The following is a 22280-nucleotide window of genomic DNA, read 5'->3' as shown; positions in this document are numbered from 1 at the left end:
GGGCTTCGCCGGGTTCTCCGTCGGTCACCCTCAGGCGCCGGCTCTCACCCGGCCGCCAGCTCAAGCACCTGTCCCTCGTGGAGCGCAAGGTACACGCGGTCCCGCAACGCGTTCGCTTCGGCATCGGTCAGCGTCCGGTCGAGTGCCTGCAGCGTCAGGCGTACCAGCAGGTTCACCTGCCCCGGCTGGGCGTCAAGACGGACGACGGCGGCAGTCGGCAGCTGTTCCACCGGCGTGCGGGCGCGGATCACCAGCGACTGCAGGACATCCGCCTCCGGGCCGAGTGCTTCGCGAGCCGCATCACCCAGCGTTTCCTCATCTGCGTCGGGACGGCAAAGGATCGAAAGATCCCGCCGGACGGCGGGCATGAGGGAGACGGGACGCCACGGCTCCAGGTCCCGCATCTGCGCGCAAATGCGGGGGTCGGGCGATCGCAGCAGCCGGATGTCGTCCACACCCTTCCGCAGCATCAGCGCCCGGTCCAGCCCCATCCCGAGCGCGAGGCCGGTCCAGCGACGCGGGTCCAACCCCGAATTGCGGAGGATCCGCGCGCGCACCAGGCCGCACTCAGCCAGTTCCAGCCACCCGGCGGGTGTCTCGACGTCGATCTGCATGCCGTGCGACGTATAGGAATGGTCAGCGGGTACGGCCCGCCAGCGAGCACCGGGCAGGACCGCCTCGACCACGGCGGAGGCCATACTGCGCAGGTCAGCCTCAGCCAGCAGCCCACGCGCCTTCAGGCGCCACAGGTCAACCTGGTGCGGTGTGCCGACGTGCGTGCGATCCACCGCATCGCGGCGGTAGACCAAGCCGGGAAGGACATGGAGCCGGTCGTACGGTTGCTCGATGTCTGCGAGGGAATCAAGAACGGCGGGGATCCCGGCCGACGTGTGGCTTCGGAGCATCACCGTGGGGCTGGCGTGGCGCGAGTACCGGGCGTCCCTGGTGACGTCGTCCGGCGCGTAGCCCAACCGGTCGTAATTGTCGGCCGTGGCGACGAGGCCAGTTGTCCGATGCACTTCGGCGGGAATGTCCCAGGCCTGCGTCAACGAGGTGATGACGCCGTCGAGCAGGTCCTGCAGCGCGTGAGGTCCCTGTTCCGGATCGGTGAGGTCGCGGATGGACAGGGCAGAGGTGAGTTGGGGAATGGAAAGGTACATGGCTGGTCCTTCGGAAAGTGTCTGGCGGGGAGGTGGTGGAAACCCCCGGCCGCGGACACCGTGTGGACCTAGCTGTAGTTAGACGCGCAGCGTAGAGCCCTCACGGCCGACAGGCGGCCGGGGGCTGGTAAATCGCTGATGCGCGTGCATGGGTCCATGGTACGCGAGGACATCTTGGAGCGGAACGCTACGGTGCGCCGCCCGGCTTTCCGCCGGGAACCAGCCCCACGGTCCACAGCATTTCCGCACCGGAGTTGCTGGCCCGCAGGGTGAGCTCGTCCGCTGCCGCACGAAGCTCTATATGTGCTGTCACCGCGGGGCTGTCGCAGCTGGTGGTGCCGTTGCTGAGAGTCGTTCCGTCTGCAAGTAGCTCCAAGGCCATGGCGTCTCCGCCCGCACACGCCATGGTGACCTCATACCACCCCGGTTCGACGTCGTAGAACGACCCACCGCTCGCCGCGGCCCCCTGATGCCTGCCGGCGAAAGACATGCCGCGTTCCATCCCCAACACTGACTGCGACCAGGATTCGACGTCCATCGACGCCGGGTCAACCTCGGCGGGGTCCACGGCGGAAGGTGTGCAGGCGCTGGTCATCAAGGCAACAAGAAGGCCGGAGACTGCGAGCACGACCCGCTGCGTTTGAATTCCCATGCGCTCAGTAAACAGCACGGAAGGTTCCCGCCCAATAGGCTTGCTCCGTGTCCACTTTCGCCGCAGTACCCCACACCCCGCGCAGCGATGACCAGGATCTGCTCAACCGTCTCGCCGCGGACCTGACGGCGGCGTGCTACACGGTCGACGGCGTGGCTGCCCTCGTGGGCACTGATGCCTACGCAGCGCTGGAGCGGGACCAGACGGTGCCGGCTCTCCTGGCTGCGCGCGCCGCCCAGCGCACCGAAGAACAGCGCACCGAAAGGCAGGACAGCGCAGAACAGGACAGCGCAGAACAGGACAGCGCAGGAAGCCGGCTTGCCGCCGTCGTACTGGTTTTCCTGCTCGGTGAGGCGCTGCCCACCGCCTTGATGGACGGCGCGCTTCCGTCGGTCGGCGCCGACGGGCTGCACGCGTTGGGACTGGTGGAAGAGTACGACGGCGGTCTCCGCGCCCTGATGGACCTCCGCCCCTACTCATCCGACACCGGAGGCGAAATCTGGGTTGCGTCGGACCTCGGATCCCATGTGCGGCCGGGTGTCCTGCGGACAGACCATGTGCTGGGGATCGGCAGGGCGTCGCTGACCCTCGCACAGTTCGCCGCGCGAACACCGGTGGGCCGCGCTCTGGACCTTGGCACCGGCTGCGGAATCCAGACCTTCCACCTCCTCGCGCATGCGCAGCACGTCACAGCGACCGACGTCTCGGAACGTGCGCTCGCGGTCACGCGGTTCAACCTGCTGCTCAACGCCCCGGCACTGGGGATCGATCCGGCCAACCTCGAGGCCCGGGTCTCACTTCGGCTGGGTAGTCTGCTGGAGCCGGTGAGCGGCGGGACGTACGATCAGGTGGTATCCAACCCGCCATTCGTCATCACGCCCCGGCGCTCCAGCGAAACAACGGACGAGCAGTTCACCTACCGGGACGGCGGCCTTGCCGGCGACGACATCGTCTCCTCACTGCTGCAGGACATTCCATCCGTTCTCGCTCCGGGCGGATCAGCGCAGCTCCTGGGAAACTGGGAGATCCCGAACGGTTCCACCTGGCAGAGCCGGATTGCGGGCTGGCTGCCGGAAACCACGGACGCCTGGATCGTCCAGCGGGAGCAGCTCACGCCCACCCATTACGCCGAGACCTGGCTGCGCGATGCTGCGGAGAACCGGAACCCCGCCCGGTTCGCCGAACGGTTCAGGGACTACCTCGCCGACTTCGCCTCCCGTTCCGTCGAACACATCGGATTCGGTATGGTGTGGCTGCGGAACGCAGGCGGTCCGGCGACGCTCCGCCGGTTCGAGGAAGTCACCTACGAACTTGAACAGCCCATCGGACCGCATCTCGTGTCAGCCGTTGAACGACACGACTGGCTTGGCGGCTGCCCTGACCTGACCGGCGAACACCTGCTCGTCGCCGACGACGTCACCGAAGAGCGGCACCAGCGCCCGGGAGCTGAGCATCCCGGCGTGATCCTGCTCCGGCAGGGCGCAGGATTCCGACGCACCACCCTGCTCAGCACGGAGCTGGCCGGATTCGTGTCAGCGTGCGACGGCGACCTCACCGCCGGCCAGATCATCGGTGCCCTTGCGGCGCTGCTGGACCGCGACGACGACGCCTTCGCTGCGGCCCTGCTGGAGGAAGTGCGTAACCTCGTTGCAGACGGCTTCCTCGTCCCCGAACCGGTGTCTCCGGCCAAGCCGTTACCCTAGTGCAGGTAGGCGTACCGCATACTGAGAAGGGCAGGACGCCCACCAATTCGAATATTTAGCTCAGAATGAGCGGCTGTTCTGCTGTTTAAAAGCACCTGTATCGAGGAGTGAAGTGCCAGCTAAGGCAACGGACAAGAAGCCCGGTAAGAAACTCGTCATCGTCGAGTCTCCGACCAAGGTCAAGACGATTGCCGGCTACCTCGGTGAGGGCTTTGAAGTCGCGGCATCGATGGGACACATCCGCGATCTGCCCCAACCATCGGATTTGCCCGCGGAGCTCAAGAAGAGCTCGCTCGGCAAGTTCGCGGTGGACCTCGACAATGACTTCGAGCCGTACTACGTCGTCTCGGCGGACAAGAAGAAGCGCGTCGCGGAGTTGAAGGCTGCGCTCAAGGACGCCACCGAACTGTACCTCGCAACTGACGGTGACAGGGAGGGTGAGGCCATCGCGTGGCACCTGCTCGAGGTGTTGAAGCCGAAGGTCCCCGTCTACCGGCTCACCTTCCCTGAAATCACGCGTGAGGCCATTCAACGTGCCATGGCGGAGTTGCGTGACCTCGACATTCCCATGGTGGACGCCCAGGAGACGCGCCGAATTCTTGACCGGCTCTATGGCTATGAAATTTCCCCTGTGTTGTGGCGCAAGGTTGCGCGTGGCCTGTCTGCCGGGCGCGTGCAATCGGTCGTCACCCGTCTGGTGGTCGAGCGTGAGCGTGAGCGTATGGCGTTCCGCGCGGCGTCGTACTGGGACCTGACGGGTACGTTCTCGCCTGCTGATGCGACCAAGGGGGAGTCCTTCAGCGCAAAGCTGGTTTCCGTCGATGGAACCCGGGTTGCCTCAGGGAAGGACTTCAGCGACCTCGGTCAGCTGAAGTCGCAGAACGTTGCGGTGCTGAACGAGGAAGCCGCTACCGCCCTTGCCGAAGGGCTTGAGCAGGCTGCGTTCGAGGTCCGTTCGGTTGATACCAAGCCGTACACGCGCCGCCCTGCAGCGCCATTCACCACCTCGACGCTTCAGCAGGAAGCTGCACGTAAGCTCCGCTATTCTTCACGCGTTACCATGCAGGTTGCCCAGCGGCTGTACGAGAACGGCTACATCACGTACATGCGTACCGACTCGCCGGCGCTGAGCGACGAGGCGATCAACGCCGCCCGCCGGCAGGCGTCGGAGCTTTACGGTCCTGAGTACGTGCCTGAGGCACGCCGCGTCTACAAGGGGAAGTCGAAGAGCGCGCAGGAGGCGCACGAGGCCATCCGCCCCGCAGGCGACTCCTTCCGCACACCCGCCCAGGTGGCCAAGGAACTGCATGGCGACGAGTTCAGGCTCTACGAACTGATCTGGAAGCGCACAGTTGCATCCCAGATGGCGGATGCCAAGGGTTCGACGGCGTCGGTGCGCCTCGGTGCGCACACGCCCGATGGCAAGGACGCGGAATTCTCGGCGTCCGGTACCGTCATCACCTTCCGCGGCTTCATGGCCGCCTATGAGGAGGGCAGGGACGCTTCGCGCGACGAGGATGACGCTGCAGGCGGAACCGATCAGTCCGGACAGGGCGGCCGGCTGCCGAACCTCGCCACGGGGGATGCGCTCGGCGCCGAAACTATCCAGCCTATCGGCCACGAAACTTCGCCGCCGCCACGCTATACAGAAGCGTCGCTGGTGAAGTTGATGGAAGAACGCGGCATCGGCAGGCCGTCCACCTACGCGGCAACCATCTCCACCATCATGGACCGCGGATACGTCCGTACCCGTGGCCAGGCGCTGGTGCCGAGCTGGATCGCATTCTCCGTGGTACGGCTGCTCGAGGAACACTTCCACGATTATGTGGATTACGACTTCACCGCCGAACTCGAGGAAGATCTGGACCGCATCGCACGCGGCGAGCAGAGCCGCGTCCAGTGGCTCAACTCCTTCTACTACGGGGACCGCAAGGACACCGGGCTGAGCACTATCGTGAACGACCTGGGAGAAATCGACGCGCGCCGAATCAACTCGGTGGAAATCGCCGAGGGAATTGTCCTGCGCGTGGGCAAGTTCGGCCCCTACCTGGAGACCCCGCTGCCTGCGGATGCGCCCGAAGGCACCGAGCCCCGGCGCGCCAACGTGCCCGAGGATCTCGCGCCGGATGAGTTGACCGCGGAAAAAGCCGTTGAGCTGATGAACACCCCGGCGACCGAGGAACAGGTCCTTGGAACGGATCCGGAGACCGGGCGGACCATCGTGGCCCGTGACGGGCGCTACGGCCCCTACGTCATCGAACTCATTCCGGAGCCCACCGCCGAAGACCTGGCCAACCAGCCTGTGGAGTACTACAAGAACGGCAAGCCCAAGCCGCCCAAGAAGCCGGTCAAGGTCAAACCGCGCACCGGATCGCTGTTCAAGTCGATGACCGTCGAAACGGTCACCCTTGAGGAAGCACTGAAGCTGATGAACCTTCCCCGCGTTCTGGGCAAGGATGCTGAAGAGAATGAGATCACCGTGCAGAACGGCCGCTTCGGGCCCTACCTGAAGAAGGGCTCCGATTCCCGGTCGATCGGCTCAGAAGAGGAAATTTTCACCATCACGCTGGAACAGGCGCTCGAGATCTACTCCCAGCCCAAACAGCGTGGCGGACGCACCGCAACCCCGCCGCTGGCCGAGTTCGGCGATGATCCTGTGTCGGAGAAGCCGATCGTCGTCAAGGAAGGCCGGTTCGGTCCGTACATCACGGACGGCGTCACGAACATCACCGTGCCGAGATCCACCGCGATAGAGGAGCTGACCCGGGAAACCGCGGTGGCGCTCCTTGCTGAGAAGCGGGCCAAGGGGCCGGCTCCGCGCAAGTCCGGCGGTCGTGCACCGGCGAAGCGCAAGGCCACCGCCCGGAAATAGATGGGGTTGCGCCTGCGCCGGCCCGGCTGTCGGTTGAGCCGGCCGAACCGGTGCACGACATAATGGGGATATGCGGCTAGGCGTCCTCGATATCGGATCCAATACAGTGCACCTACTCCTGGTGGATGCTCACCCGGGGGCGCGCCCTGTGCCCTATGCGTCCCATAAACGTCCGCTGCAGCTGGTGAGTTACCTCGACGCAGAAGGCCGGATCAGTGATGAGGGCCAGGAGGAACTGGTCGGTTTCATCCGAGAGGCCCGTGCGTTCGCAACCGATCATCGGGCGGAGGATTTCCTCGCATTCTGCACCTCGGCCATCCGCGAGGCGGGGAACGGCGAGGACGTGCTGCGTCGCGTTGAGGCTGAAACCTCGGTGGTCCTTCAGGAGCTCTCCGGTGACCAGGAAGCGGCCATGACCTTCCAGGCGGTACGGCGCTGGTACGGCTGGAGTGCCGGGTCCATCCTCAACCTGGACATCGGCGGTGGCTCATTCGAAATGGCAATGGGCCACGACGAACTCCCTGAGATTGCACACTCGGTCCCGCTCGGTGCGGGCCGCCTCACGCGGGAGTGGCTGCCCGGGGACCCGCCTGCGCCCCTCGATGTCAAGAAGCTGCGCCGCCACATCCGGCAGATCCTCAGGGAACCGGCAGTCAGCTTCGCCCGCCTCGGTACACCACATCTGGTTGCCGGAACGTCGAAGACCTTCCGGTCCTTGGCCCGCATGGCCGGCGCTGCGCCCTCGGCGGCCGGTCCGTTTGTCCGTCGGACCCTGCGTCTGCAGGATCTGGCTCTGTGGGCAAAGCGGCTGGAAGCTATGTCAGCGGCGGACCGGACCAACCTGGACGGGGTGTCCGAGCTGCGGGCCCGTCAGGTTCTGGCCGGTGCCCTCGTGGCCGAGGCGGCGTTTGAAATCTTCGATGTGTCCGAGATGGACATCTGCCCCTGGGCGCTGCGCGAGGGGCTGATCCTCCGCCGTTTCGACACGCTCATGTTTGAAGCGGATGAACCGATGCCCTCTGTGGGGGTCGGCCATGTGCGTTTGGGAACACGCTGAGCATGAGCCTGGTACCGGGAGTCCGGCAACCGGGCAAAAAAGTGTGCCGGTGAGCCGCAGCGTGATTGGGGGAAACACTGCTGCGGCTCACCGGCACTGACCGAGCCAGGGAGAGCCCGGTCTCATCACTCGCACCTTTATGAGGTGATAACGACTGTACTGCTATTTCTGGGTACTGAGCCCCATACAGGCTGTGAGGATGCTGGGAATCAGTTCCTCATGACACGATGGGCCGATGGCTATCAACATTCCACAGCACATTTCCTTCCTCGGGTGCGGCTCCATGAACGGCGCAATCCTGACCGGTCTGCTGGCTGCCGGGCTTCCTCCGGCGCAGGTGACCGCCACCGTACGGAGTCCTGAAAAGGCGGCCGATCTCTCCAAAAGAAACGGCGTGTCTGTTTTGTCCTCGGTGGAGGACCCGGAGGCCAACCGTACAGCGGCGGCCAAGGCCGACGTCGTACTGCTGGGAGTGAAGCCAGTCGGCATTCTGGATCTGGCGAGGGAAATCTCGCCGGCGCTGAAGCCGGGAACAGTAGTCATCAGTGTTGCCGCCGCCATCTCCCTCGCCATGCTTGAGGCGGCACTGCCGGCAGGCCAGCCTGTCATCAGGAGCATGCCCAATACGCCGTCGAGCCTCGGCCGCGGTGTGCTGTCCATTTCGGCTGGAACCAGCGCGACGTCCGAGCTGATGGATCAGGCGCGCACCATTCTGGGAGCCGCGGGCACCGTCGTCGAAATCCCGGAAGGGCAGGTTGACGCGCTTTCCGCCGTGAGCGGCTCCGGGCCGGCCTACGCGTTCTACCTTGCAGAGGCGATGGCCGCCGCCGGCGTGAAGCTCGGCCTCGATGAGGAGCTCGCGAAACTGCTCGCCACCGAGACCGTGTCCGGAGCCGGATTCATGCTTGCGGAGGAAGGCGCTGACGCAACGGCACTCCGCACGGCTGTGACCAGCCCGAACGGGACGACCGAGCGTGCGATTGCCACCTTCGATGAGCAGGGCCTGCCGGACATCGTGGCTGCGGGAGCGCGTGCGGCAGCTGAGCGCGCCGCTGCCATCACCCGTGAACTGGGCGGTTGAGCGTTCAGACGCAGCAGACAGGCAGTTTGGAGGGACTCAGGGACGGGCAGCGAAGCGCTCGAGGAGGTCCACGTGTCCCGAGACGATCAGCATGTCGCGGCTCGTAACCTTCGTTTCCGGCCGTGCGTAGGTGAAGTCCTCTCCGGGGGACTTCACCCCGACCACGGTGACGCCGTATTTTGAGCGCACCGCCGACTCGCCCAGGGTGAACCCTTGCGTCTCCTTCGGCGGGAACATCTTTACGATGGCGAATCCGTCGTCGAACTCGATGAAGTCGAGCATCCGCCCGCCCACGAGGTGAGCGGCCCGCTGCCCGGCGTCGGCCTCGGGGTAGATCACATGGTTCGCGCCGATCCGCTTCAGGATCTTGCCGTGTGACGGCGTGATGGCCTTGACCCAGAGGTTGTCGATATTGAGGTCCACCAGGTTGGCGGTGATGAGGACGCTTGCCTCGATGGAGGTACCCACACCGACGACGGCTGCGGGGAACTCCTGTGCGCCGAGCTGGCGGAGCGCGTCGATGTTGGTCGCGTCAGCCTCCACCACATGGGTCAGCGTGCCGGACCATTTCTGGACCAGCTGCTGGTCCTTCTCGATCGCAAGGACCTCGCGGCCCTGCTTGACCAGTTGTTCCGCCGTAGCTGAGCCGAAACGTCCGAGCCCGATCACAAGCACGGGCGCGTTGTGTGCTGGTCTGTCAGCCAATGATCGGCCTCTCTTCCGGATAGTGGTAGAGCGTGCTGCGCTGACGCAGGGCCAGCGCCGAAGCAAGCGTAATCGTTCCGAGGCGGCCGGCGAACATCAAGGCTGAGAGGACGTACTTGCCTTCGGGTGGAAGTTCCGCACTGAGGTTGGTGCTGAGACCGCAGGTGGCGAAGGCCGAGATGACCTCGAAGAGTACCCGGTTCAGTTCCACCCCTGAGATCCACAGGATCAGGCCGGTTCCGATGAGCACCATGGTGGCGCCCATGAAGATCACGGAGATGGCTACCCGCATGGCGCCCTGGGGAATCTTCCGACCGTACACGCTGACGTCGGAATCACCGCGGGCTTCGGCGAGGATGGCCAGGAACATCACGGCAATAGTGGTGACCTTGATGCCGCCGGCAGTGGAAGCAGATCCGCCTCCGGCGAACATGAGCGCGTCAGTGAGGAGCATCGTCGTCGGCTCCATCTGGCCCTGGTCCACGAGGTTGAAACCGCCTGAGCGTGTGTTGACCGAGGCGAAGAGCGCGTGGATGACCTTGTCGCTACCGCTCAACCCGCCGATTGTCCGGCTGTTGGACCATTCCATCAATCCCCAGAGCACCATTCCGGCGAACAGCAGGATGAGGGACACATTGATGGTGAGCTTGGTGTGCAGGCTCCACTTGTTCACGTGGTGGCGGTACTGGACAAGTATGAGGATGGCAGGGAAGCCGAGGCTGCCGACAAAGACGCCGACCATGATCGGCGTCAGGATCCACAGGTCGGTCTCGTAGGGGACCAGGCCGTCCGAGTGCGGAGTAAATCCTGCGTTGTTGAAGGCCGAGATGGAGTAGAAGAAACCGTGCCAGACCGCGAGCCAGAACGGTTCGCCGAGGATCATGAAGCGCGGGATCAGGGCCAGCGCAAGTACCAGTTCCACCATGACGGACGTGGTGATGACAATGCGCAGCAGTGTGCCCACTTCACCGAGGCGGCTCGCGTTGTTGAGTGCGGACTGCGCCAGCAGCTTGCCGCGGACGCCGAGCCGCTTGCTGACCACCAGTGCCAGGAGTGAGGCCAGGGTCAGGGTTCCGAGGCCGCCGACGAAGATGCCGATGAGGATGATCAGTTGCCCGAAGAACGACCAGTGCGCTGCCGTGGACACCACTGTCAGCCCCACTACGCATACGGCGGAGACCGCTGTGAACATGGCGTCGTGCAGGGGAGTGACCTCGCCGGAGCTGCTGGCGAATGGCAGGCTGAGTAATCCGGTGAAAATCAGGACAACAAGGGCAAAGATCAGCAGTGCAACGCGCGCCGGTGAACTGTTTACTACGCTGTCGATGAAGTCGCGCGCCCGGCCAAGCAGATGCAGATGAACCTGGTCTTCCCCTCCCAACCAGGAGGGGTGTGTTCGTGCCATGCTTGCTGATCCGCTCCGTTTCTCCTGCTGCGTCCTTCGAGTAGTAAACCACTTCCGCTGCTGTGCCGTGGGCAGGACGGGCTGCGATCGCGTAGCCTGCTTGAGTGGCCAGTACCTCCGTTCCCGCCTTTGCAACGAGGGTGATGTGGGACAAATCCATGCTCGCGTACAACTTCGGTGCCCATCACCCGATGAATCCGCAGCGGCTCGAGCTGACAGCACGGTTGATCAGCGAACTGGGTTTGTTGGACCTTCCGCAGGTATCCGTTGAGGCTCCGGACGTGGCCGATGACGCCAGTCTACGGACGGTGCATGATGCCTCCTACGTTCGGGCCGTCAAAGCGGCCGATGCTGACCCGGCGGCCGCCGACGTCGCATCGGGGTTTGGAACTGAGGACACGCCGGCCTTCACCGGAATGCATTCGGCCAGTGCCCGGTTGGTTGGTGGTTCCCTTGCCGCAGCCGATGCGGTCCTGTCCGGTACGGTTCAGCATGCGGTGAACTTCGGCGGGGGGATGCACCATGCCGGCCGAGCCCGGGCTAGCGGGTTCTGCATCTATAACGATGCAGCTGCAGCGGTCCAAAGGCTGCTCGATGCCGGTGTGAAGCGCGTGCTGTATATCGACGTCGACGCCCACCACGGAGACGGTACTCAGGAAATCTTCTGGGATGACAAGCGTGTCATGACCATCTCCCTGCACGAGACCGGGATGAGCCTCTTTCCGGGAACTGGGTTCCCGAACGAGATCGGTGGTGCGTCGGCTTCCGGCTACGCGGTCAACGTCGCGTTGCCGACCACCACCGGTGACTCCGGTTTCCTACGGGCGTTCCATGCCGTTGTGCCGCAGTTGACCGCTGCGTTCGGGCCTGAGGTGATCGTCAGCCAGCACGGTTGCGACGGTCATGTGGACGATCCCCTTACCAACCTGCGCATCACCGTCGATGCCCAGCATGCTGCAGCAGTTGCGGTTCGCGATCTCGCCTCACAGCACTGCGGCGGCCGCTGGATCGCGACCGGTGGCGGCGGGTACAACATCACCTCGGTGGTGCCACGTTCGTGGACGCTCCTCACAGCGGTGGCTGCCGGTGCCGACATCACACTGACGACGCCGGTGCCCGCCCCGTGGCGCGCGTATGTCGCCGAGCGCTTCGGTCGCGAAGCGCCTTCCGTGATGGGCGACGGCTCTGATACCTGGTGGCAGTCGTGGGAGGCCGGGTTCGACCCCAACGAGAACCTGGACCGGTCGATCATGGCAACCCGCAAAGCCATTTTTCCGCTTCACGGACTGGACCCCTGGTTCGACTGAGCCTGCGGCTACTTCGAGCGATCCCTATCGGAAACAAAGGGATGCCGCTTTCGACATATACGGTTATGGTAATGGGATGGTCATGGATGATGTGTTCGGGGTCATCGCCGAAGCCACCCGCCGCCAGATTCTGGGCTCGCTGCGGGACGGGGATAAAGCGGTAGGCGAGTTGGTACTGGAGCTAGAAGTAAGCCAACCCACGGTTTCGAAGCACCTCAAAGTTCTGCGGGAGGCAGGGCTGGTCACCATGCGGGCGCAGGGCCAGAAGCGCTTCTACTCACTCGATCCGGAGCCATTGATGGGCGTTGCCTCCTGGTTAGCGGAGTTCCAGTTGCCGGCCCAGAAGGTCAACTCGTCCCTTGCGCCTGCCGTCGTCGAACCCGAACTCGATGCACTGGTCTCAGTTGGACCGGGCGTTGCGCCAATCGATGGTGCTCAGCCGTTCGGGCGGACCGTCGGCAGAGCTGCTGAACGTGCTGCCGACCTTCTGTCCCAGTTTCCGAAACTGCGTCGCCGCAAGGAGTAGGCGCCGGCGCGCTCGGCGTTACCGGACATTCCTCCTCGGCCTGGTCCGCAGTTGTTCGGCTGCGATTATTCAGCCTGGTCCGCAGTTGTTTGGCCGCGCGTGATTGTTCAGCCTCGTGGGTTGTTCAGCAGAGTGTCCAGTAGTGGTTTCGTCGTGGTTGCTGGCCGGGGTCGATGTGTGGGGGTGGGATGAACCAGGGGAGCCGGTCCCTGGTGTGGATGGTCCATTCGTTTTGGTGGATCAGATGGTGGTGATGGGCGCAGAGAAGTACTCCGTTGTCTGTGCTGGTGGGGCCTTCGTGTGACCAGGGTTGGATGTGGTGGGCTTCGGTCCAGTGTGCCGGCATGGTGCAGGCAGGGAAGGCGCAGCCCTTGTCTCGGGCTATGAGGGCTTTGCGTTGTTTCGCTGTGAAGAGCCGTTGTGCTCGCCCGAGGTCGAGGATTTCGTTGTTTCCGCCGAGGACGACGGGGATGATGTCGGCGTCGCAGGCGATTTGACGGGCTGTGCGTGCGTTGATGGGGCCGGTGTATGCGAGCGATGCCCCGGCGGCGGGTGAGAAGGAGGCGCCGGTATTGGAAGTGCCGGTGGACGTGCCGGGGGCTGGCAAGAACGTGCCGGTGCGGGTTTCGATGTCGCCGAGCAGTGTCTGGTAGTCGATTGTGACGAGGACCTGGGGCCGTTGTCCGCCGGTGGCGGGGAGCTTGTCGGTGGCCAGGGCTATCTGGCAGGCTCCGACGAGTCCGTCCAGGAGCAGTTGTGCCCGGGTCCTGGTCTCGACGGGCGCGTCGTGGCCGTTGAGTCCGGGCGCGTCATCAGGTCCTGCTCCGCCACCGCCGGTCCCTCCGCCGTCGCTCCCTTCGCTGCCGCTCTGGCCTCCGTCGCCGCCGGTGCCGGTGGTGCGGGGGTTGGTGGCGGTGTTCATGATGGTTGTGAGGTATTCGTATTGTTCGTCGGTGGCGGCGATGTCGAGCAGGTGGAGGCCGCGTTTTTTGCCGCGGAGGAACACGCCTTGGCGATTGGTGAGTTCCTTGTCGGTGGGTTCGGGCCCGTCGGGGTCCAGATGGGCTTCGAAGCGGTGGATGAGTTTGGCGAGGAAGTCGGGGTCGAACCGGGTGGCGCTGGCGGTGAGTTGGGCTTCCATCGTGTCGAGCATGGCCGGGTCGGTGGTGAACTGTGCCCGGTCCAGGGCGCTGTTGATCATGGTGGCGGCTTTGCCGGACACTACCCCGGCCGAGACTTCGGCTGCGAGTTGCTCACAGGTGGCGGGCAACGGTTCTCCGGTGAGGCTGATGCAGGGGATCAGTTTCGCGCCGAGGCGGAGCCGGCGGTTGGCTTCGCCTCGGCTGATGCGCAGCCGGTCCCGCAGGTATTCGGCGGTGCACCGGTACGCCGAGCGCCCACCGGCCGGACCGGACAGACCGAACGCGAAACCGACACCACCGGCAGCGGAACCGGCACCATTGTCGGTAGCCGAACTGGCGGAGCCGACACCGCCGGGAGCGCAACCGCCGTTACTGCCGGTGGGGGAACCGCCGGCGTCGTCGGTGGTGGTTTTGTTGGTGTGGGTTGGCGTGCCGCCGGCTGCGGCGCTGCTGCGATCCACTGCGGTGGCCGCGACGACCTGAAGGTACTCCACCGTCCGGGAGAGGTCTTCGATTCCGGTTGCCTGCTCGGCGAGTTGCTCCTGTCCCATTCCCGGAAACGCGGCCACGAAACGCGAGGCGTAGGCGGCCAGGATCTGCAACAGGTCCCCGATCGAAGGCGTGGACGAACCGGCCGGATCATCGAATTCGAAGGATGGGAGAGCGCGCAGTCCGCCGCCGGGAAGGGCGTCGAGTGCGGCTGTCAGGCTCATACCTCATTCTATTAGAAGACACATTCGAAAGAAAGGGGTTGTGGAGAACTTTCAGCGTGCCGGTGTCACATACCATTTTCGAAGTTTGCAATTCGGACCGCGCCGTCTAGTCTCTTTCCATGACAACCCGTTGGTATGCGTATTTTGCGTTGGCTCTGGAGGAGCCTGCGGCCTGACACGCTGACCAACACCTTCAGAGCCAACAGGGCAGGACACGCTTCCTGCCCTTCGTCGTTTCCACGGCGGGTTCTGCAGGACAGTCCCGCCGAAGAACCATCTTCGAAAGCCGGGACCATGAAAACCCTCACTTCAGCCTCGTCCAATCTCAATGTCCGGAGCATCGAGCCGCTGCCCACGCCCGCCACCGTGCTCGCGGAACTTCCGGGAACCGTCGAGGTGGCAGATTCGATCCGACGTTCACGCGAAGAGATCAGGGCAGTCCTTGATGGAGTGGATGATCGCCTGCTCGTGATCGTGGGTCCCTGCTCGATCCATGATCCCGACGCCGGCCTCGAGTACGCGCGGCTGCTGGCGGATGCCGCGCAGATGCACGCCGAGGACCTGCTGGTGGTCATGCGCGCCTACTTCGAAAAACCCCGCACCACGGTGGGTTGGAAGGGGCTGATTAATGACCCGCACCTGGACGGGAGCCACGACATTGCCGCCGGCCTGCGAACGGCCCGTAAGTTCCTCCAGGACGTTGCCGCCCTGGGGCTTCCGCTCGGCACCGAATTCCTTGAGCCGATCAGCCCCCAGTACATTGCGGACCTGATCAGCTGGGGTGCAATCGGCGCCCGCACCACTGAGAGTCAGATCCACCGCCAGTTGTCCTCCGGCCTCTCCATGCCTGTGGGTTTCAAAAACGGAACGGACGGCGGCATCAGTGTGGCGCTCGACGCCTGCGCTGCGGCCGGCGCACCACAGGCGTTCCTGGGCGTCGATGAGGAGGGACGGGCGGCCCTCGTCTCGACCACTGGAAACCCGGACACCCATTTGATCCTTCGCGGCGGATCGGACGGCCCGAATTACAGCGCTGCCCACATCGCGAATGCGTCTGCCAGGCTTGCTGCGGCAGGTCAGAACGGGCGGCTGATTGTCGACGCGAGCCATGCGAACAGCGGCAAGGATCACCGGCGGCAGGCCGACGTCGCGCGGGAACTCGCGGACGCAGTGTCCGACTCGAATCTGATCGCCGGCGTGATGCTGGAAAGTTTCCTGATGGAAGGTGCGCAGAAGCTCGATGTGACAGCTCGGGGTGAGCTTACCTACGGCCAAAGCGTGACCGACGCATGCATGGGCTGGGGTGCTACCGCATCGGTACTGGGCGATCTTGCGAGGGGATCGCGCCGTCGTCGTCATGGTGGCGCTTCGTGACCTTGGCGTGCTTTCACTTTGGCCACATGAACCACTAGAGTATTTCTCCAGACGGATAATCCTCAGGTCTCAAGGCGACACGCCGTCCGGCGTTCCATCAAGTGCGGTGGGCGCCCATCTCAGGGTTAGCTCCAGAGAGAAGGACAGTGGTGAGATGGTGAGCGGCAGCAACTTCTCCGACGTGCGCTTCCTGACGGTTGCGGAAGTTGCCGAAGTGATGCGGGTATCAAAGATGACCGTGTACCGGCTGGTCCACTCCGGGGATATGCCGGCCGTCCAGTTCGGGCGTTCCTACCGCGTGCCTGAATCCGCCGTGCAGCAGTATCTGCGTTCCGCATCTGTGGAGGGTGAGTCGGGTACGGGCTGAAGGCGCGGTTGGCGCCGGTCGGAAAGGCCGGTTTGAGCGGGTACTCTGTTAAGAAGCGTTTTGCGTAGACGGTCGCATGTGCGGCCGCATGATGTACGTCACCGCGATGTGCGTCTTTTGTCAGATTCGAGCGTCCCTTCCGCAATTGATGCGGTAGTGGTTGTCCGGAACCGGAATGAATAGTTTGTGAGGACTCTATGGGTTCAGTAATCAAGAAGCGCCGCAAGCGGATGGCGAAGAAGAAGCACCGCAAACTGCTTCGCAAGACCCGCCACCAGCGCCGCAACAAGAAGTAGCATCGCATCCGGTCCGCCACTGAGGCGGACCGGTTTTGCATTTAAGCGCTAGCCCCTCATTCGTGAGAAGCCGCGCCACAGGCCGTAAATGGCACCCGCGCCCGTTGCTGCCTTAAGCCCCAGGGTTGCCGCACGGCGGCCGCTCCGGAAATCGTAAATCGGCCAGTTGGAGTCCCGGGCGTGCTTGCGAAGGCGGTGGTCCGGATTGATGGCGACAGGGTGGCCAACAATGCTGAGCAGCGGAACATCGTTGTAGGAATCGCTGTACGCCCAGCACCTGGACAGGTCCAAACCCTCTTGTCCGGCAAGTTCGTGGACAGCCGTGGCCTTTGCAGGGCCGTGGAGGAACTCGCCCACCAGCTTGCCGGTGTAGAAGCCGTCAGACACCTCTCCCACAGTGCCGAGCGCACCTGTGAGCCCCAGCCGGTTGGCGATCACACTGGCCACTTCGACAGGGGTACCCGTAACCAGCCAGACGCGGCGCCCGTTTCGGAGATGCTGTTCCGCGAGGGCACGAGCTCCCGGCCAGATCTTCGACGCGATCATCTCGTCGTAGACCTCTTCGCCAAGGGCCAGCACATCTTCGTGCGCAATGCCGATGGCGAAGGCAAGGGCGGCGTCCCGGACGGCATGAATGTCCGTCATGTTCTCGCCACGCATCACGAAGCGCAGCTGTTTCCAGGCCAGCCCGGCAGCGAAACGGAGTGTGAAAGCCCGCCGCTGGTACATCTTGCGCGCCACATGGAAGAGACTGGCGCCCCGCATCATGGTGTTGTCGACGTCGAAAAAGGCTGCCTCTCCTGCCGGGCCGCCCAGCGGAGAAGCTTCGGCAGGCACAGTCTCCGTGGAGGACCCGGGCTCGACTGCGGGTCGGAGGCTGGCTGCGGACATAGCACGAGTCTAATCACTGGTTGGCCTTCGGAGTGTTTGAGGACGCTGACTGTCGCGCGTCGATCTCTCACACCCCCTGTGGCGTCTTGAACCGGGGCAAATGGGTGCCCAGGGCCTGGCATTCGGTGCGGGACCGCCGGCCGGTAAGCTAATAGACCATGACTCAGCAGACCCAGCCGCCTGCCGCGAACTGGAACTCCGGCCTCGTGCTGGTGACCAGACCGGACTGCCATCTGTGCCAAGCTGCCCGGGAGACGTTAGGCCGGGTGGCATCTGAATTGGGCGTCGTTTGGCGGGAAGAGTCGATAGCCGACCACGCCGAGTTGCTTGAACGGTTTTGGGAAGAGGTGCCCGTCCTGCTCCTCGACGGCGTCCAGCGGGACTTCTGGACTATCGACGAAGTGCGCCTGCGCAGGCTCCTCACCTAGCAGCCGGCTGTGCCCAGCATTCAGGGTGTGCTCACCGTCCACCGTTGCATCCGGACTTTGAGGGCTTCGCGCCGGGACCTAAAGTGGGAATATCCCGCCGTCATCCTCCGGCGGGCGGGCGGAGCAGTCCCGGCCGCCGGCGAACAATGACGGAGAGATGAACCAGTGACCATGTCGGAGCTTCCCGGATTACGGTCCGCCGCGGGCGATCAGCAGGGCAGGCAGATTCCGCCTGCATCGCTCGCCCGTCTGACCATTTATCTGCGCGCCCTGAATTCCCTCTTGGCGGAGGGGATTGAACGAGTGTCTTCGGAGGAACTTGCTGACGCGGCGGGCGTGAACTCACCGATGCTTCGCAAGGACCTCTCTTACCTTGGTTCCTACGGAACGCGGGGCGTCGGCTATGACGTCCAGTACCTGAACAGCCAGATCTCCACCGCTCTTGGGCTGACCCAGGACTGGCGGGTGGCCATCGTGGGCGCCGGCAATTTGGGTCGGGCGCTCGCCGGATACTCAGGGTTCCAGTCGCGGGGCTTCGAGGTGGTCGCGCTGTTTGACGCCGATCAGATGATCGTCGGCACCGAAGTCGGCTGGCTGCGTGTCAGTCCGGTGCAGGATCTGGCAACCGTTCTCCACAGAACGCGTGCCAACATGGCTGTTCTTGCTGTGCCTGCGGGCGTCGCCCAACAGCTGTGCGACGAACTGGTTGAAGCCGGTATTACGAGCATCCTGAGTTTCGCGCCCGTAGTGCTGCAGGTTCCTGGCCAGGTGCAGCTGCGCAAGGTGGACATGGCTACGGAACTGCAGATCCTCGCCTACCACGCGCAGCGGGCGCAGGAACCGGATCTTGATGCCGGTTCCAGCGCCCGCGCGGCCCAGTAGGCGAAGCAAGCCCAGCCACTGCCTGTGGCCGGCCCAATAAGCGTCAGCGCACTAGTGCGTGATTTGCTGCCGCTTGAAGTAGGCGTTAGACGGCTTGAGCCAGCACAGCACTACTCCGGCGACTCCAAGCAGTACCACGAGGACGTTCAGCGCGATCGAGAATCCGCTTGGCTGCAAGCTTTGTCCACCCAGCTGCTCCTGGACTTCTGAGTTGCCCTGCAGTGCGGCGAGCGTCACCCAGCTCATGATCATGAGCAGAACGGAAATTCCTGCAAGAACGGTGGCGGTGATGCGCGCCCAGTTGTGTCCCTTGCGGATGAAGACGGCCAGCAGTACATAGACGCCGGTGGTGAGGATGCCGACGACTATTCCTATGCCGACGCCGATTGCAGCCGCTCCCGCCGGCCCGCCGGTGGTGCCTGATCCCATGAGGGTGGTGATGAAGTTCAGCACCCCGGCGGCGATGATCAGCCAGAAAGCCAGATTGACTTCCCTGGGAAGCGGTGGCCGCGCCTCCTCCGGCATGCGGGCTGCACTGGGGTAGGCATACCCTGCGGGCTGGGCCGATTGATAGGAATACGGAGATGCAGGCTTCTGCGGTTCGGGGGACAAACCCGATCCTGAGTTCTGGGTGGGTCCGGGCTCAGCGGGATTCAGTGGGTCAGTTCCGGAGAGCTGATGCGGATCGCGTTCTGACGGGTCGTGTGATGGCGTACTCATGCGCTCAGCGTACCGCCGTGATGCTTCCACCCCCGGGGTTTAAGGACAGAAAAAACGAGGGGGCGTACCGGAAAGCCCGGCACGCCCCCTCCAAGGGAATCGCTGAAACGAGTCTCTAGTTTGCTGAGGGTGCCACGAAAGCAGCGTCGAGGTTGATGGTCACCTTGTCGCCGACCAGAACACCGCCGGTCTCAAGAGCTGCATTCCAAGTCAGGCCGAACTCCTTGCGGGAGATAACCGTCTGGCCGGAGAATCCGGCGCGGGTGGCTCCGAAGGGGTCAACAGCAACGCCGTTGAACTCGGTGTCGATGGCAACTTCCTTGGTGATCCCACGGATGGTGAGGTCGCCGATGAGCTTGTAGGTCTCGCCCGCGCCTTCGACGCGCCTGGACACGAAGGTCATCTCGGGGAACTGCTCAGCGTCGAAGAAGTCGCCGCCACGCACATGGGCATCGCGGTTCTCATCGTTCGAGTTGAAGGATTCGGTCTTGATGGTCGCGGTGATCTTGGAATCCTCGAGTGAGGATCCAACCTGCAGGGTGGCGTCGACGGTGTCGAAGTTTCCGCGTACCTTGCTGATTCCGGCGTGGCGAACGCTGAAACCGACTTCGCTGTGCGAGGCGTCGAAGTTCCAGGTGCCCTGAGTGAGTCCGGTGGGAATAGCCATGATGTTTCTCCTGATCTGCCGTGCTTTGGATTGGTGTGCGGCCGAGGTGGCCGAACGGGCGTGTACCTCTATAAACATGCATTTGCATCTTTTATTCCAGAGATTGCTTCAATGTTCAAATATTTTCTCCACCGTCCGCTTCCGGCGGGGCTCTTGAGACCGATTTAGCCCTCTGACGTGAGGGATGCGAAACTTGATGACATGCCCTCAGCCACCGTTCACCTCGTGCGCCACGGCGAAGTCCACAACCCGGACGGGATCCTCTACGGACGCCTGCCCGAGTTCCACCTGTCAGAGCTCGGTCGGGAGATGGCCGAGCGGGTTGCAGGCTACTTCGCAGAGCGCAGGAACGACGGCGCCGACATCGTGCATCTGGTCGCCTCACCTCTCACCCGCGCACAGGAAACCGCTGAGCCGACAGCTCGCGAGCTGGGCCTGACTGTTGTGACCGATGAGCGCATCATCGAAGCGGAGAACCGGTTCGAAGGCATGGCGCAGGTCGCCCAGCAGATCAGGCACCCGAGGCACTGGAAGTCCCTGCGGAACCCGTTCACACCATCCTGGGGTGAACCGTACAGTGCCCAGGTTGAACGCGTGATGTCCGCGGTCCATGACGCACGCACTGCGGCGCTGGAAGCTACAGGCGGCACGGACGCCGAAGCGATCATGGTCAGCCACCAGTTGCCCATCTGGGTTGCCCGGCTCGCCGCGGAGAACAGGCGCCTGTGGCATGATCCGCGCCAGCGTAAATGCACGCTGAGCTCCGTGACCTCCCTCTACTTCGACGGCGACCAGCTCACCGGCGTGCGGTATGAGGAGCCCTGTGCAGATCTTCTGCCCCGCGCGAAGAACATCCCGGGAGCGTAATACAATTACTACACGTTGTAGAACTCGTGGAAGCCGTTGTGACTCAAACTAAAGCTGCCCCGCGCCGCCGTCCCGGCCGCACGCTGATGCGCCTTGCCGCGTCGGCAATTGCCGCCGTCGTCGTGCTGTCGGGCTGTGCTGCACAAGACCCGCTGGCCCAACAGGCGGCGGAAGGCAGCAACAAGAATTACATTGCCGGCGACGGCTCCGTCACGGAGTACGCCGTCGCAGAGCGCGGTGAGCCGGTTGCAATCGAGGGCACGCTCTACAACGGTGAGACGGTTTCCTCCTCCGCATGGCCGGGCGGCGTGACGGTCCTGAATTTCTGGTATGCAGCCTGCGCGCCCTGCCGGGAAGAGGCTCCGGACCTCGTTGCCCTGCATGAGGAGTACCAGTCGGAGGACGTGCAGTTCTACGGCGTCAATATCCGGGACGGCCAGAAGAATGCCGAGGCTTTCGAGCGCAACTTCGGCATTCCCTACCCCAGCTTCAACGACTCCGACGGCGGCGTCCTCCTGGCGATGACCAGTTACGTACCGCCGCAGGCTGTGCCGACCACTCTCGTGCTCGACAAAGAGGGTCGCGTGTCGGCCCGCATTCTGGGCCTGGTCGACAAGGGAACCCTCAGCGCGCTCATTGACTCCGCGCTGGCCGAGTAGTGGCTGTGACCGCCTCTCTCCCACTCGGTGCCGCCATGGCCCTGGCACCAGCCGGGAATGCCTTCGCCGACACCGTGCTGAACGGTTCGATGCTCCTTGCGTTGCCCGTGGCGCTCCTCGCAGGCCTCGTCTCCTTTGTGTCGCCGTGCGTGTTGCCGCTGGTGCCCGGATATCTGGGCTACGTCAGCGGCCTCACCGGGGTGGACCTGGAGCAGCAGAGGCGCGGACGGATGGTGGTCGGTATCGGGCTGTTCGTCGTCGGGTTCTCCGCCGTGTTCATGGCGTACGGTGCGCTCTTCGGACAGCTCGGAGCGTGGATGGCAGGCTCCCAGGAGTGGCTGATCCGGATCTTCGGGCTCGTGGTGATTGTGCTCGGCATCGTCTTCATGGGCGGATTCTCCTGGTTCCAGCAGGACCGGAAGCTCCATGCCCGCGTACCGAGCGGCCTCTGGGGAGCGCCGCTGCTGGGTCTCACGTTCGGTCTGGGCTGGGCCCCCTGCATCGGACCGACCCTGTCCGCGGTGCAGCTGCTTGCTTTCTCCAACGACGGCGCCAGCGCTGCCAAAGGTGCACTCCTCACCTTTGTGTACTGCCTCGGCCTCGGACTGCCGTTCCTGCTGATCGCCCTCGGACTGCGGCGTGGAATGGGAGCCATGAAGTTCTTCCGGCGCCACCGGCTGCTGCTGCAGCGAACTGGTGGCGGAATGCTGATACTGGTCGGCGTGCTCATGGCCTCCGGTGTCTGGAACGTGTGGATCAACGACCTTCAGCAGTGGCTCGGCGGCGTCACCCTTCCGATCTGAACG

The 22280-nt window shown here is 64.0% G+C and carries 22 protein-coding genes; 14 read left to right on the top strand and 8 right to left on the bottom strand.

Features of this window, described 5'->3' with window-relative positions:
- Positions 1-44: 44 nt before the first annotated feature.
- Together srmL and JOD47_RS04000 are read right to left on the bottom strand one after the other, a co-directional pair.
- Positions 45-1160, bottom strand: a complete 1116-nt coding sequence (gene srmL / locus JOD47_RS04005; RefSeq protein ID WP_204532141.1) for a PheS-related mystery ligase SrmL — start codon at positions 1158-1160, stop codon at positions 45-47.
- Between the two features lie 187 nt (positions 1161-1347).
- Complete coding sequence (locus tag JOD47_RS04000) at positions 1348-1812, bottom strand: hypothetical protein (protein ID WP_204532139.1); 465 nt, start codon at positions 1810-1812, stop codon at positions 1348-1350.
- Between the two features lie 47 nt (positions 1813-1859).
- On the opposite strand from JOD47_RS04000, the gene JOD47_RS03995 reads away from it, so the two are divergent.
- From JOD47_RS03995 to proC, 4 genes are all read left to right on the top strand, one after another.
- Positions 1860-3515, top strand: a complete 1656-nt coding sequence (locus tag JOD47_RS03995; RefSeq protein WP_204532138.1) for a DUF7059 domain-containing protein — start codon at positions 1860-1862, stop codon at positions 3513-3515.
- Between the two features lie 112 nt (positions 3516-3627).
- Positions 3628-6387: a type I DNA topoisomerase gene (topA, locus tag JOD47_RS03990; RefSeq protein WP_204532137.1), complete on the top strand. Its 2760-nt coding sequence runs from the start codon at positions 3628-3630 to the stop codon at positions 6385-6387.
- A 70-nt stretch (positions 6388-6457) separates the two neighbouring features.
- Positions 6458-7444, top strand: coding sequence for a Ppx/GppA phosphatase family protein (locus JOD47_RS03985; protein ID WP_204532136.1), 987 nt, complete (start codon positions 6458-6460; stop codon positions 7442-7444).
- Positions 7445-7691: 247 nt separating this feature from the next.
- Positions 7692-8525, top strand: a complete 834-nt coding sequence (gene proC / locus JOD47_RS03980; RefSeq protein WP_204536410.1) for a pyrroline-5-carboxylate reductase — start codon at positions 7692-7694, stop codon at positions 8523-8525.
- 36 nt (positions 8526-8561) lie between these two features.
- Here the strand turns inward: proC and JOD47_RS03975 are convergent, their stop codons facing one another.
- Complete coding sequence (locus JOD47_RS03975; RefSeq protein WP_204536408.1) at positions 8562-9200, bottom strand: potassium channel family protein; 639 nt, start codon at positions 9198-9200, stop codon at positions 8562-8564.
- 22 nt (positions 9201-9222) lie between these two features.
- Positions 9223-10635, bottom strand: coding sequence for a TrkH family potassium uptake protein (locus JOD47_RS03970; RefSeq protein WP_204532135.1), 1413 nt, complete (start codon positions 10633-10635; stop codon positions 9223-9225).
- Between the two features lie 158 nt (positions 10636-10793).
- Here JOD47_RS03970 and JOD47_RS03965 point away from each other — a divergent pair, with 158 nt between their 5' ends.
- Together JOD47_RS03965 and JOD47_RS03960 are read left to right on the top strand one after the other, a co-directional pair.
- Complete coding sequence (locus tag JOD47_RS03965) at positions 10794-11942, top strand: acetoin utilization protein AcuC (RefSeq protein WP_204536406.1); 1149 nt, start codon at positions 10794-10796, stop codon at positions 11940-11942.
- Positions 11943-12018: 76 nt separating this feature from the next.
- Positions 12019-12468, top strand: coding sequence for an ArsR/SmtB family transcription factor (locus JOD47_RS03960; protein ID WP_204532134.1), 450 nt, complete (start codon positions 12019-12021; stop codon positions 12466-12468).
- A 124-nt stretch (positions 12469-12592) separates the two neighbouring features.
- Here the strand turns inward: JOD47_RS03960 and JOD47_RS03955 are convergent, their stop codons facing one another.
- On the bottom strand, positions 12593-14323 hold the full coding sequence (locus JOD47_RS03955) for an HNH endonuclease signature motif containing protein (RefSeq protein ID WP_204532133.1): 1731 nt from the start codon (positions 14321-14323) through the stop codon (positions 12593-12595).
- 294 nt (positions 14324-14617) lie between these two features.
- Between JOD47_RS03955 and JOD47_RS03950 the strand changes: the two genes are divergently transcribed.
- The 3 genes from JOD47_RS03950 (at position 14618) to JOD47_RS03940 (ending at position 16360) form a co-directional block, all read left to right on the top strand.
- Positions 14618-15697 carry a 3-deoxy-7-phosphoheptulonate synthase gene (locus JOD47_RS03950; protein WP_204532131.1) on the top strand — a complete coding sequence of 360 codons (1080 nt, stop codon included), beginning with the start codon at positions 14618-14620 and terminating at the stop codon, positions 15695-15697.
- Between the two features lie 154 nt (positions 15698-15851).
- Positions 15852-16064: a helix-turn-helix domain-containing protein gene (locus JOD47_RS03945; RefSeq protein ID WP_204532130.1), complete on the top strand. Its 213-nt coding sequence runs from the start codon at positions 15852-15854 to the stop codon at positions 16062-16064.
- 197 nt (positions 16065-16261) lie between these two features.
- The gene (locus tag JOD47_RS03940; RefSeq protein WP_003792170.1) at positions 16262-16360 is read left to right on the top strand and encodes a 30S ribosomal protein bS22; all 99 of its coding nucleotides are present in this window, start codon (positions 16262-16264) and stop codon (positions 16358-16360) included.
- A gap of 48 nt (positions 16361-16408) precedes the next feature.
- Here the strand turns inward: JOD47_RS03940 and JOD47_RS03935 are convergent, their stop codons facing one another.
- The gene (locus JOD47_RS03935) at positions 16409-17251 is read right to left on the bottom strand and encodes an HAD family hydrolase (protein WP_204532129.1); all 843 of its coding nucleotides are present in this window, start codon (positions 17249-17251) and stop codon (positions 16409-16411) included.
- 158 nt (positions 17252-17409) lie between these two features.
- On the opposite strand from JOD47_RS03935, the gene JOD47_RS03930 reads away from it, so the two are divergent.
- Positions 17410-17679, top strand: a complete 270-nt coding sequence (locus JOD47_RS03930) for a glutaredoxin family protein (RefSeq protein WP_204532128.1) — start codon at positions 17410-17412, stop codon at positions 17677-17679.
- 171 nt (positions 17680-17850) lie between these two features.
- A complete protein-coding gene (locus JOD47_RS03925) occupies positions 17851-18561 on the top strand; it encodes a redox-sensing transcriptional repressor Rex (RefSeq protein WP_204532127.1) in 711 nt (236 codons plus the stop codon).
- Between the two features lie 51 nt (positions 18562-18612).
- Here the strand turns inward: JOD47_RS03925 and JOD47_RS03920 are convergent, their stop codons facing one another.
- Together JOD47_RS03920 and JOD47_RS03915 are read right to left on the bottom strand one after the other, a co-directional pair.
- Positions 18613-19281, bottom strand: coding sequence for a hypothetical protein (locus JOD47_RS03920; protein WP_204532126.1), 669 nt, complete (start codon positions 19279-19281; stop codon positions 18613-18615).
- 115 nt (positions 19282-19396) lie between these two features.
- Positions 19397-19948: a YceI family protein gene (locus tag JOD47_RS03915; protein ID WP_204532125.1), complete on the bottom strand. Its 552-nt coding sequence runs from the start codon at positions 19946-19948 to the stop codon at positions 19397-19399.
- Positions 19949-20149: 201 nt separating this feature from the next.
- On the opposite strand from JOD47_RS03915, the gene JOD47_RS03910 reads away from it, so the two are divergent.
- From JOD47_RS03910 to JOD47_RS03900, 3 genes are all read left to right on the top strand, one after another.
- A complete protein-coding gene (locus JOD47_RS03910) occupies positions 20150-20815 on the top strand; it encodes a histidine phosphatase family protein (protein WP_204532123.1) in 666 nt (221 codons plus the stop codon).
- 86 nt (positions 20816-20901) lie between these two features.
- Positions 20902-21474, top strand: a complete 573-nt coding sequence (locus JOD47_RS03905; protein WP_204536404.1) for a TlpA family protein disulfide reductase — start codon at positions 20902-20904, stop codon at positions 21472-21474.
- A gap of 35 nt (positions 21475-21509) precedes the next feature.
- Positions 21510-22277: a cytochrome c biogenesis CcdA family protein gene (locus tag JOD47_RS03900; protein WP_204536402.1), complete on the top strand. Its 768-nt coding sequence runs from the start codon at positions 21510-21512 to the stop codon at positions 22275-22277.
- Positions 22278-22280 lie beyond the last annotated feature (3 nt).

The organism is Arthrobacter tumbae (assembly GCF_016907495.1).
GTDB classification, from domain to species: Bacteria; Actinomycetota; Actinomycetes; order Actinomycetales; family Micrococcaceae; genus Arthrobacter_D; species Arthrobacter_D tumbae.
Note: the sequence above shows the minus strand (reverse complement) of the source record. Positions and strands in the feature narration are given on the sequence as shown.

Excerpts from the sequence above, each read along its gene's own strand:
- srmL (WP_204532141.1), bottom strand. The coding sequence starts at position 1,160 with ATGTACCTTTCCATTCCCCAACTCACCTCTGCCCTGTCCATCCGCGAC.
- JOD47_RS04000 (WP_204532139.1), bottom strand. The coding sequence starts at position 1,812 with ATGGGAATTCAAACGCAGCGGGTCGTGCTCGCAGTCTCCGGCCTTCTT.
- JOD47_RS03985 (WP_204532136.1), top strand. The coding sequence starts at position 6,458 with ATGCGGCTAGGCGTCCTCGATATCGGATCCAATACAGTGCACCTACTC.
- JOD47_RS03970 (WP_204532135.1), bottom strand. The coding sequence starts at position 10,635 with ATGGCACGAACACACCCCTCCTGGTTGGGAGGGGAAGACCAGGTTCAT.
- JOD47_RS03965 (WP_204536406.1), top strand. The coding sequence starts at position 10,794 with ATGCTCGCGTACAACTTCGGTGCCCATCACCCGATGAATCCGCAGCGG.
- JOD47_RS03960 (WP_204532134.1), top strand. The coding sequence starts at position 12,019 with ATGGTCATGGATGATGTGTTCGGGGTCATCGCCGAAGCCACCCGCCGC.
- JOD47_RS03955 (WP_204532133.1), bottom strand. The coding sequence starts at position 14,323 with ATGAGCCTGACAGCCGCACTCGACGCCCTTCCCGGCGGCGGACTGCGC.
- JOD47_RS03950 (WP_204532131.1), top strand. The coding sequence starts at position 14,618 with ATGAAAACCCTCACTTCAGCCTCGTCCAATCTCAATGTCCGGAGCATC.
- JOD47_RS03945 (WP_204532130.1), top strand. The coding sequence starts at position 15,852 with ATGGTGAGCGGCAGCAACTTCTCCGACGTGCGCTTCCTGACGGTTGCG.
- JOD47_RS03940 (WP_003792170.1), top strand. The coding sequence starts at position 16,262 with ATGGGTTCAGTAATCAAGAAGCGCCGCAAGCGGATGGCGAAGAAGAAG.
- JOD47_RS03935 (WP_204532129.1), bottom strand. The coding sequence starts at position 17,251 with ATGTCCGCAGCCAGCCTCCGACCCGCAGTCGAGCCCGGGTCCTCCACG.
- JOD47_RS03930 (WP_204532128.1), top strand. The coding sequence starts at position 17,410 with ATGACTCAGCAGACCCAGCCGCCTGCCGCGAACTGGAACTCCGGCCTC.
- JOD47_RS03925 (WP_204532127.1), top strand. The coding sequence starts at position 17,851 with ATGTCGGAGCTTCCCGGATTACGGTCCGCCGCGGGCGATCAGCAGGGC.
- JOD47_RS03920 (WP_204532126.1), bottom strand. The coding sequence starts at position 19,281 with ATGAGTACGCCATCACACGACCCGTCAGAACGCGATCCGCATCAGCTC.
- JOD47_RS03915 (WP_204532125.1), bottom strand. The coding sequence starts at position 19,948 with ATGGCTATTCCCACCGGACTCACTCAGGGCACCTGGAACTTCGACGCC.
- JOD47_RS03910 (WP_204532123.1), top strand. The coding sequence starts at position 20,150 with ATGCCCTCAGCCACCGTTCACCTCGTGCGCCACGGCGAAGTCCACAAC.
- JOD47_RS03905 (WP_204536404.1), top strand. The coding sequence starts at position 20,902 with ATGCGCCTTGCCGCGTCGGCAATTGCCGCCGTCGTCGTGCTGTCGGGC.
- JOD47_RS03900 (WP_204536402.1), top strand. The coding sequence starts at position 21,510 with ATGGCCCTGGCACCAGCCGGGAATGCCTTCGCCGACACCGTGCTGAAC.